Raw genomic sequence first — 9,685 nt, forward strand, 5'->3', positions numbered from 1 at the left:
ACGGTGATGTCGCGGTTCAGCGTCGCCTCAAGCAGGCGCCTCAGCCCCCAGCCGGCGGCATTAGTTCGTGGCATCCGCCCAGCGTAACTCGGTGCCGAAAGACGGGCAAAGTGTCTCCACCAGCGAGTTGTAGGCCAAAAGACAGAAATACATACCCAGGACTAGACATAAAGTCATAATTTATGACATAGTGTCCGCAAGCACGACAACTCAAGCCGAATCCAGGCATTCACGAGGAGAAGACACATGTCGTTCCTGACCACAGTCCCGGAACTGCTGCAAGCGGCAGCCGGCCAGCTGCAGGCGATCGGTTCCGCGGTAGCCGCGGCCAACTCGACTGCCGCCTTCTCGATCACGGGGGTGGTCCCGGCGGCAGCCGACGAAGTCTCGGCAATGACCGCGGCGGCCTTCGCCGGCTACGGCCAGCAGTATCAGGCGATCAGCGCCGAGGCGAGCATGATCCACGAGGAGTTCGTCAAAGCCCTCGGCCTGAGCGCCGATTCGTATTCGGCCACCGAGGCCGCGAACGCGACGCAAGCCGCGGGCGGTCACCTGCCGCCCGCGCACATGGCCCCTGTTGCGCCCGCCCGCCCGGCGCCCGCCGTGCACACTCGGGTCGCACCGGCAGCGCCGAACCGCGTGACCCCAACCGTCCCCGCCCGGCCGGTGCCAGGCGCCCCCGTCGGCGCGGGTCCCGGCTCGCTGCCGGCGGCGACGCCCCTCGGTCAGGGTTGGCGCGGGGGCGGCAACTACGGCGGCCACATGACGCCGCAGCACGGCGGCTATGCCAATGCCGACTATGGGCGCCACCAGGCCCCGTACGGGCGCGGCGGCTACGGCGCGCACCCCGCGGCGCGGGTCGAGCACCTTTCGCCCGCGCGGATGACGCCCCCGCAGCGCGTCGAGCACGTGGCACCGGCCCATCCGGCGCCGCCCGAGCGGGTCGAACGTCCGAACATCGTTGCCGGGCAGCATATTTCGCCTTCGCAGGGAGCACCGACGGCGCCCGTCGAGCACGCCGAGCGTCCGAGCGTGGGGGCCGGCCAGCACGTGTCGCCTTCGCAGCTGGCGCCGACAGCGCCCCTCCACCGGATGCCGCTCGCGGCTGCCCCGCACCTGCCGGGCGAGCACGTCGTGCACGCGAACCGGGCCTTCAGCGCTGTTGCCGGCCCCAAGCCTTTGCCGGCACTGGCATAGCGATCCACGCAAAAGGAAAGGAACACTCATGGATTTCGGTGCGATGCCCCCGGAGGTCAATTCCGGGCTGATGTACGCGGGGCCCGGGCCGGCGTCGATGCTGGCGGCGGCGATGGCCTGGGAGGGCCTGGCCGCGGAGCTGCGTTCAGCTGCGACGAGCTACGGGACGGTGATCGTCGACCTCACCGAGCTGAGCTGGCAGGGCCCCTCTTCGGTGGCGATGGCCACCGCGGCGGCTCCCTACGTGGCCTGGATGCATGCCACGGCCGCGCAGGCCGAGCAGGCGGGGATGCAGGCGACGGCGGCCGCCGTCGCACATGAGGCTGCGTTCGCGGCGACCGTGCCGCCGCCGCTGATCGCCGCCAACCGCTCCACGCTGATGATGCTGGTCGCGACCAACTTCCTCGGTCAAAACTCCGCGGCGATCGCGGCCACCGAGGCGCAGTACGGCGAGATGTGGGCCCAGGACGCGATGGCCATGTACGCCTACGCCGGCTCGTCGGCGTCGGCCGCCATGCTCGCACCGATGGCGGTCGCACCGCCCACCACCACCGCGGGCGACATCCAGGGAATGGCCACTCAAGCCACCATGGGGCTGCCATCGACGCTCAATTCGTCAGCGTCATCGCTGGCGAGCAGCTTCCCCTCTGCCATCGGCAGCTTCGCCGACCTGCTCGGCACGCCCTTCGGTCAGGGGTCCGGCGCGGCCACATCGGGCGTGGGCGGGGCGACCCCGTCCGGCGCGGGCCTCGCGACCGCCATGCGCGCATCCGGGGCCTTCTCCCCGGTGGCGATGCCCGGCATGCAACGCTTCATCCCCGCTCAGCCGCTGATGCCCGCGCCCGAGCGACTGGCACCCGTGCGACTGATGCCGTCGGCGGTGATGGGCCAGGCCACCCCGGTCGGAGGCTTGTCGGTTCCTCCCAGCTGGACCGCGGCGACCCCCGGGACTGCCGCCCCGGCCGGCGCACCACTGGCGGGCGCCGGCGCCGCGGCTCGAATGCTGAGGCCCCCGAGTAGCTCCGCGGCCCAGGTGGGCGGCATGGAGATGCGCGGGTTCGGCGGCACCATGCCGGCACCCGCAAGCGTATTGCCGCGCGTGGTCGGATGACGGAAGGAGAGGCACTTTCGACGACGTACCGATGACCAAAGTTCGATCACAACAACCACTTTCGAAGGAGAACCCCAATGACAACACGTTTCATGACCGATCCGCACGAGATGCGGGCGATGGCGGGCCGCTTCGAGGTCCACGCGCAAACGGTGGAGGACGAGGCCCGCAAGATGTGGGCGTCGTCGCAGGACATCGCCGGCGCGGGCTGGAGCGGCCAGGCGCAGGCCACCTCGTACGACACCATGGGCCAGATGAATCAGGCCTTCCGCAACATCGTCAACATGCTGCACGGCGTGCGCGACGGCCTGATCCGCGACGCCAACAACTACGAGCAGCAAGAGCAGGCTTCACAGCAGATCCTGGGCGACTGACCCAACACATCAACCTTCTACCAACAGGAGACGATCAACCATGACCATCAACTATCAATTCGGCGATGTCGACGCCCACGGTGCCCTGATCCGCGCCCAGGCCGCGTCTCTGGAGGCCGAGCACCAGGCCATCGTCCGCGATGTGCTTGCCGCCGGCGATTTTTGGGGCGGTGCGGGCTCGGCGGCGTGCCAGGAGTTCGTCATCCAGCTGGGTCGCAACTTCCAGGTGATCTACGACCAGGCCAACGCCCACGGCCAGAAGGTGCAGACCGCCGGCAGCAACATGGCCAGCACCGACAGCGCCGTCGGATCCAGCTGGGCCTAGCAGCGGGTCGCCACCATGGGTCTCGTGGACCTAAGGGGTGACCAGAACCTTGCAGTGCCGCTCGGGGTCGGCGAGTTCGTCGAAGGCCTCGCCGACCCCGTCCAGGCCGACCTCTCCGGTGATCAGTGGACTCACGTCGATATCGCCCTCGGCCAGCGCACGCAGCGAGTCGGTGAATTCCTCCGGGGTGTAGGCAAGGACGAACTGGACGTTGATCTCTTTGGCGATGGCGAAGAACGGATGCACGGTATCGGGCTGCATGCAAACGCCGGCGACCACCAGGCGAGTGCCCGGCCGGGCCCGGAGCAGCACGTCGTCGATGATCCCAGGCACTCCGACCGCCTCGAATACGACGGCCGGTTTGACGGAGTCGAACGGGGAACCCTGTGCGGCATCGAGCGTACGATGTGCACCCATGGCGCTGGCGAGTTCCCGTCGCTTCGGCGAGAAGTCCGACGCCACAATGTTTTCCACCCCCCGAGCCCGCAGCGCAGCGATGATCGCGATGCCGATCGGACCGCAGCCGATGACCAGGGCTGTCTCCCCCGGGGTGACGTTGGACTTGTTGACGGCGTGCAGCCCCACCGCCATGGGCTCGGTCAGGGCCGCATGTTTGAAGTCCAGGCCGTTCGGGACGGGCAACAGCAACGCGGACGAGAGGAGCATGCGTTCGGCGTAGCCGCCGATGGTGCTGTTGCTGTAGACGATCGGTTCGACGCCCTTGGCGGACAACAGCACCGGAAGCGAGGTGACCAGCGTGCCCGGAGGGTGGGTTTCGGTGCCGGGGCCGGCCTCGAGCACCTCGGCGCTGAACTCGTGGCCCATGAAGACGTCGTGATCCAAGTCGACATGCATGCCACCCGCCCCGCCGGCCACCCGCTCGCTCATCTCGAGCACGTGTGCGCCGTGAGCGGCGAAATGCAGGTCGGAGCCACATATCCCGCAGGCCCGCACGCTGACGAGCACCTGCCCGGTCTCGGGTACGCGGTCGGGCACATCGTCCCGATAGACCATCCGGCCGTCGCGCAATACCGCGGCGCGCATCAGTTCCTCACGCCCTTCTGTTCTTCGACATGCTCGGTGATGGCTTTCACCACGGCCTCACCGGCTCGGCCGATCAACTGGTCGCGGTTGCCCTTGGCCCAGTCGTGCGACGAGCGCGACGCCGCGAGCTGTCCCTTGAAATGGGGGATCACCTTGCGCGCCATCAGGTCGTAGCAGTGATACGTCGCCTCGGGGGAGGCCCAGTCGTGGCCCAGCATCAGCAGCGTGCCGAAACCTCCTGAGCGGTCGAGCAGGTCTTCGATGTGGGCGATCGCGTCGTCGGGGGTTCCTATGCAGCAATTGCCCTTGGCCGCGTAGTCTTCGACGAACTCGTGCGGCGTCTGGGCACCCTCGACGGTGTTGGCCAAGGGGACGAACCCGGCGGCGCCGAAGTAGTTGGCGAAATCCTGCAGCCCGTAGGTGCAGTCGTCGATGGCCCGCTCGCGGCTGTCCGCGATATGCATGATGCTCAGCACACGCCAGTCGGCCCGATCCGGCTCGTCCCGGCCGGCTTTGGCGGCCTGCTCGCGCACCACGTCCCAGGTGGTCTCCAGCGCGGCGTAGCCGCCGGGCACCGACATCGACAGCGACAGCAACGACGTGCCCAGCGCGCCCGCCAGCCGCGGCCCGGACGGCGAAATCATTGCCGCCGTCGATATTTCGGGATAGGGCCAGGTGTACGGCCGGATGTGCAGTTGCGCCTCGCGCAGCGTGAACCAGTCGGTGTGGCGGTCTATTCGCTCGGTCGGCCCGGCGCGGAACAGCGCGAGGATCGCCTCCAACGACTCCTGCATCATGTGCCGCTGGTCGACCGGGTCGATGCCCATCATGTAGGCATCCGACGGCAACGCGCCGGGGCCGGTGCCGAACATCACCCGGCCGCGGGTGAGATGGTCGAGCAGCACCCAGCGATCGGCCACCATCAGCGGATGGTGGTAGGGCAGCGAAACCACGCCGGTACCCAGCCGGATGTGTTTCGTCCGCTCGGCCGCGGCGGCGATGAAGACCTCCGGGCAGGCGATCAGTTCGTAGCCACCGGAGTGGTGTTCGCCGAACCACGCTTCGTCGAAGCCGAGCCGATCCAGCGCGACCACTCGCTCCATGTCGTATTCCAAAGCCACGGTGGGCGATTGGCCGATCGGGTGAAACGGTGTGATGAAGACACCGAAGCGAAGTGGCGCGCTCATCGCAGCTCCAATCCATTGAGGAAGTCCAATAGGGCCGCGTTCACCTCGTCGGGCCGTTCCTGCTGCAACCAGTGCCCCGCGTCGTCGATCATCACCTGGCGGTAGGGGCCGGTGATCAACTGCGCCGCGCGGTCGGCGCGGGTGAACGTCAACACCGGGTCGGCGGTCCCCCCGATAAAGAGCGCCGGCACAGTGATTTTCGCGTCGGCCAGCTCGGGGGTGGTCTCCCAGTTGCGGTCGAAGTTGCGGTACCAGTTCAGGCCGCCGGTGAAGCCGGTGCGGGAGAACTCGGCGATGTAGTGGTCGAGTTCCTCCTGGCTCAGCCAGTCCGGCAGCCCGTCGGGTTCCGGAAGGCGGTCGATGAACCCCTCGGCACCGGGGGCCACCATCCGCAGGCCCGCGGCCTTGTCGCCGGGCGTCCGCAGCCCACCCAGCATCCGCCGCATCGTCCGGGCGGGGTCGGCGTTGAGTTCCGCGTCGGCGACGCCGGGTTCCTGAAAGTACAGGATGTAGAAGAAGTTCTCGCCGAATGCCTTGCGCCACGCCCTCGTCGGCGCGACCTTCGATCGGGGCACCGCGGGGACGCTCAGCGCGGCGACGGCCGCGACGCGATCCGGGTGCAGCAGCGGGGCGTTCCACACCACGGCGGCGCCCCAGTCGTGTCCGATCCAAACGGCGCGTTCGGCGCCGGCGTCGTCGAGCAGGCCGACCAGGTCGGCGGTCAGCTGGTGGATGTCGTACGCGTCGACCGCGTCCGGTCGCGAGGAACCGCCGTAGCCGCGCTGGTCGGGCGCCAGCACGCGGTAACCCGCCTCGGCGAGGACCGGTATCTGGTGGCGCCACGAATAGGCGAGTTCGGGAAAGCCGTGGGCCAAAATCACGACGGGTGCGCCGCGCTCTCCCGCCTCGGTCACGCGCAGTTGGACACCGTTGGTCTCTACTAACCGTTCGGTTGATGTGAGCACCCTGCCACCAAAGCACAACCCGTCCGGGGCTGAGAAGTATTCGCGCTGATTGCGGATAGCATTCCAACGGCTTTCGTCGCCTGGTAGATATCGCCGTGAAGCCCGCGCATTTACGCGAAAGCAGGTGGACTCGAATGAAGCGGCTTGACCACGTCGTCCTGTGGACGAGGAGTCCGCGCGCCTCGATGGATTTCTATACGCGGGTGGTCGGTTTGGAGCCGGTCCGGTTTGCCGAGTACGAGGCCGGCGATGCGCCGTTCCCGAGCGTGCGGGTGTGTGAGGACTCGATCATCGACTTGTTGCCGGTGGCCGACGCCGCCTCCACCGAGTCTCTGACCCGGACGGCAGGCAGCGCCGGGCACCCGGTCAACCATGTCTGCCTCGCCCTGTCCAAACCGGAGTACGACGCGCTCGACCAGCGCCTGCAGGCGGAGGGGGTGGACACCGGCGCGAGGTTGAGTCCCACCTTCGGGGCGCGCGGCTGGGCCCCGCAGGGTTACTACTTCGCCGATCCGGACGGCAACGTCGTCGAGGCCCGCTATTACGACTGACGGATGTCGCCGGGATGAGGGCCCGGCTCAAGGGCCCGGCGGGAACCCCCGGTCGTTGTACGCACAGATGGTGGCGACCCGGCCCCCGCAAGCGGGCACGACCCGCTGCGCCCCGGCTCTGCCGGAGCTGGCGATCGCCACGGCGACAATGGTGACGACCCGCTGCGCCCCGGCTCTGCCGGAGCTGGCGATCGCCACGAGCGGTAACCTGGACTTTTCGAGCTGCGTGTATATCGGGGAAGGACCTGGCCACCAAGGCCGATGATTGATGAACCGGAAAAACCTTATTCGCACCGTCACGGCGATTGCAGTCGTGGTGCTGCTCGGTTGGTCGTTCTTCTACTTCAGCGACGACACCCGCGGCTATAAGCCCGTCGACACGTCGGTGGCGGTGGCGCAGATCAACGGTGACAACGTCAAGAACGCGCAGATCGACGATCGCGAGCAGCAGCTGCGGTTGACCCTGAAAAAGGGCAACAACGACACCGACAATTCCGACAAGGTGATCACCAAGTACCCCAGCGGGTACGCCGTCGACCTGTTCAACGCGCTGAGCGCTAAGAACGCCAAGGTCAGCACGGTCGTCAACCAGGGCAGCATCCTCGGCGAGCTGCTGGTCTACGTGCTGCCGCTGCTGTTGCTGGTGGGCCTGTTCGTGATGTTCTCCCGCATGCAGGGCGGCGCCCGAATGGGCTTCGGGTTCGGCAAATCACGGGCCAAGCTGCTCAACAAGGACATGCCGAAGACCACGTTCGCCGATGTTGCCGGCGTCGACGAGGCCGTCGAAGAGCTCTACGAGATCAAGGACTTCCTGCAGAACCCCGGCCGCTACCAGGCGCTGGGCGCCAAGATCCCCAAGGGGGTGCTGCTCTACGGCCCGCCCGGGACCGGCAAGACGCTGCTGGCCCGCGCGGTGGCGGGGGAAGCCGGGGTGCCGTTCTTCACCATCTCGGGCTCCGACTTCGTCGAGATGTTCGTCGGCGTCGGCGCGTCGCGGGTGCGCGACCTGTTCGAGCAGGCCAAACAGAACAACCCCTGCATCATCTTCGTCGACGAGATTGACGCCGTGGGCCGCCAGCGCGGCGCGGGCCTCGGCGGCGGCCACGACGAGCGCGAGCAGACGCTGAACCAGCTGCTGGTCGAGATGGACGGGTTCGACCCCCGCGCCGGCGTCATCCTCATCGCCGCCACCAACCGGCCCGACATCCTCGACCCCGCGCTGTTGCGCCCCGGCCGCTTCGACCGGCAGATCCCGGTGTCCAACCCCGACCTGGCGGGCCGCCGCGCGGTGCTGGCCGTGCATTCGAAGGGCAAGCCCATCGCCCCCGACGCCGACCTCGACGGTTTGGCCAAGCGGACCGTCGGCATGACCGGCGCCGACCTGGCCAACGTCGTCAACGAGGCCGCCCTGCTGACCGCCCGGGAGAACGGCACCGTCATCACCACTGCCGCGCTCGAAGAGGCGGTGGACCGGGTGATCGGCGGGCCGCGCCGCAAGGGCCGGATCATCAGCGAGCAGGAAAAGAAGATCACCGCCTACCACGAGGGCGGCCACACCCTGGCCGCCTGGGCGATGCCGGACATCGAGCCGATCTACAAGGTCACGATCCTGGCGCGGGGACGCACCGGCGGGCACGCCGTGGCGGTGCCCGAGGAAGACAAGGGCCTGCGGACCCGCTCGGAGATGATCGCGCAGCTGGTGTTCGCCATGGGCGGACGCGCCGCCGAGGAACTGGTGTTCCGCGAGCCGACCACCGGCGCGGTGTCCGACATCGAGCAGGCCACCAAGGTGGCCCGCGCGATGGTGACCGAATTCGGGATGAGCTCCAAACTGGGCGCGGTCAAGTACGGCACCGAACACGGCGACCCGTTCCTGGGCCGCACCATGGGGACGCAGGCCGACTACTCCCACGAGGTGGCCCGCGACATCGACGACGAGATCCGCAAGTTGATCGAGGCGGCACATACCGAGGCGTGGGAGATCCTCACCGAATACCGCGACGTCCTCGACACGTTGGCCGGTCAGCTGCTCGAGAAGGAGACGTTGCACCGCGCCGAGCTGGAGGGCATTTTCGCCGGCGTCGAAAAGCGGCCCAGGCTCACCATGTTCGACGACTTCGGTGGCCGCATCCCGTCGGACAAGCCGCCGATCAAGACGCCCGGCGAGCTGGCCATCGAGCGTGGCGAGCCTTGGCCACCGCCGGTTCCCGAGCCGGCGTTCAAGGCCGCCATCGCGCGTGCCAGCCAGGCCGCCGCGGCCGCCGCGGGACCCGATCCCGACCGAAAGAACAACGGCGGCAACGGTTCTCAGGCATCTCAAGGTGCCGGCCACCGCCCCGGCGTGCCGCACGGGCCCACGCAGCCGGACTACGGCGCGCCGGCGGGCTGGCACGCGCCGGGATGGCCGCCGCCGGACCAGCAGCCGAACTACTGGTATCCGCCGCCACAGGCCCCGCAGCAGCCCTACTGGCCGCAGCCCGCGGGGCACTACCCGGCTCATCCGGGCCAGCAGGGTCAGGCGCAGCCCCCCTACCCGCCGTATCCGCCCTACCCGCCGCCGGGTCTGCCCGACCCGGACGGCGGCAAGTCTCCTGAGCAGGACGACGTGAGCCGGTCCAATCCGCCGGCCCACGGCTGACGAACGGAGGATTCGATGGCCTTGACGGGTTTCGGTCCGGACACCGCCACTGGACCGACACGGGTGTTCGATCAGGCGCGCGCCGAGGCCGCGGTGCGGGAGTTGCTGTTCGCCGTCGGCGAGGACCCGGACCGGCACGGGCTACGGGAGACGCCGGCCCGCGTGGCGCGCGCCTACCAGGAGATGTTCGCCGGGCTCTACACCGACCCCGACAGCGTCCTGAACACGATGTTCGACGAGGAACACGACGAACTGGTGCTGGTCAAGGAGATCCCGCTGTACTCCACCTGCGA

Annotated in this window: 9 protein-coding genes and 1 pseudogene; 7 read left to right on the forward strand and 3 right to left on the reverse strand. The window is 68.4% G+C overall.

What is annotated here, in order from left to right:
- Positions 1-246: 246 nt before the first annotated feature.
- From A9X04_RS31220 to A9X04_RS00760, 4 genes and pseudogenes are all read left to right on the forward strand, one after another.
- Positions 247-540, forward strand: a pseudogene (locus A9X04_RS31220) (PE family protein); the annotation flags it as partial.
- A 685-nt stretch (positions 541-1,225) separates the two neighbouring features.
- The gene (locus tag A9X04_RS30750) at positions 1,226-2,308 is read left to right on the forward strand and encodes a PPE family protein (protein ID WP_082974722.1); all 1,083 of its coding nucleotides are present in this window, start codon (positions 1,226-1,228) and stop codon (positions 2,306-2,308) included.
- Positions 2,309-2,385: 77 nt separating this feature from the next.
- Positions 2,386-2,682, forward strand: a complete 297-nt coding sequence (locus tag A9X04_RS00755; RefSeq protein WP_067916806.1) for a WXG100 family type VII secretion target — start codon at positions 2,386-2,388, stop codon at positions 2,680-2,682.
- A 40-nt stretch (positions 2,683-2,722) separates the two neighbouring features.
- Positions 2,723-3,007 (forward strand): WXG100 family type VII secretion target, encoded by a 285-nt coding sequence (locus tag A9X04_RS00760; protein ID WP_067916808.1) that lies wholly within the window; start codon positions 2,723-2,725, stop codon positions 3,005-3,007.
- A gap of 30 nt (positions 3,008-3,037) precedes the next feature.
- Here the strand turns inward: A9X04_RS00760 and A9X04_RS00765 are convergent, their stop codons facing one another.
- From A9X04_RS00765 to A9X04_RS00775, 3 genes are read right to left on the reverse strand one after another with little or no spacing between them, the layout of a single operon-like run.
- Positions 3,038-4,051, reverse strand: a complete 1,014-nt coding sequence (locus A9X04_RS00765; protein WP_067916810.1) for a zinc-binding dehydrogenase — start codon at positions 4,049-4,051, stop codon at positions 3,038-3,040.
- A complete protein-coding gene (locus A9X04_RS00770; protein ID WP_067916812.1) occupies positions 4,051-5,238 on the reverse strand; it encodes an LLM class flavin-dependent oxidoreductase in 1,188 nt (395 codons plus the stop codon). Before A9X04_RS00770 ends, A9X04_RS00765 begins: the two co-directional genes overlap by 1 nt.
- Positions 5,235-6,203, reverse strand: a complete 969-nt coding sequence (locus A9X04_RS00775) for an alpha/beta fold hydrolase (protein ID WP_102419430.1) — start codon at positions 6,201-6,203, stop codon at positions 5,235-5,237. The genes A9X04_RS00770 and A9X04_RS00775 overlap by 4 nt, the downstream gene beginning before the upstream one ends.
- A gap of 134 nt (positions 6,204-6,337) precedes the next feature.
- Here A9X04_RS00775 and A9X04_RS00780 point away from each other — a divergent pair, with 134 nt between their 5' ends.
- The 3 genes from A9X04_RS00780 to A9X04_RS00790 all read left to right on the forward strand — a co-directional run.
- The gene (locus A9X04_RS00780) at positions 6,338-6,754 is read left to right on the forward strand and encodes a VOC family protein (protein ID WP_067916815.1); all 417 of its coding nucleotides are present in this window, start codon (positions 6,338-6,340) and stop codon (positions 6,752-6,754) included.
- A gap of 268 nt (positions 6,755-7,022) precedes the next feature.
- Entirely contained in the window at positions 7,023-9,392 is a 2,370-nt protein-coding gene (gene ftsH, locus A9X04_RS00785) for an ATP-dependent zinc metalloprotease FtsH (protein WP_067916817.1), read from the forward strand.
- A 15-nt stretch (positions 9,393-9,407) separates the two neighbouring features.
- On the forward strand, positions 9,408-9,685 hold a 278-nt coding region (locus A9X04_RS00790; RefSeq protein WP_197508962.1), incomplete at its 3' end, for a GTP cyclohydrolase I.

It is taken from the genome of Mycobacterium sp. E3247 (genome assembly GCF_001667785.1).
Taxonomy (GTDB): domain Bacteria; phylum Actinomycetota; class Actinomycetes; order Mycobacteriales; family Mycobacteriaceae; genus Mycobacterium.

Excerpts from the sequence above, each read along its gene's own strand:
- A9X04_RS00765 (WP_067916810.1), bottom strand. The coding sequence starts at position 4,051 with ATGCGCGCCGCGGTATTGCGCGACGGCCGGATGGTCTATCGGGACGAT.
- A9X04_RS00760 (WP_067916808.1), top strand. The coding sequence starts at position 2,723 with ATGACCATCAACTATCAATTCGGCGATGTCGACGCCCACGGTGCCCTG.
- A9X04_RS00770 (WP_067916812.1), bottom strand. The coding sequence starts at position 5,238 with ATGAGCGCGCCACTTCGCTTCGGTGTCTTCATCACACCGTTTCACCCG.
- A9X04_RS00780 (WP_067916815.1), top strand. The coding sequence starts at position 6,338 with ATGAAGCGGCTTGACCACGTCGTCCTGTGGACGAGGAGTCCGCGCGCC.
- A9X04_RS30750 (WP_082974722.1), top strand. The coding sequence starts at position 1,226 with ATGGATTTCGGTGCGATGCCCCCGGAGGTCAATTCCGGGCTGATGTAC.
- A9X04_RS00755 (WP_067916806.1), top strand. The coding sequence starts at position 2,386 with ATGACAACACGTTTCATGACCGATCCGCACGAGATGCGGGCGATGGCG.
- ftsH (WP_067916817.1), top strand. The coding sequence starts at position 7,023 with ATGAACCGGAAAAACCTTATTCGCACCGTCACGGCGATTGCAGTCGTG.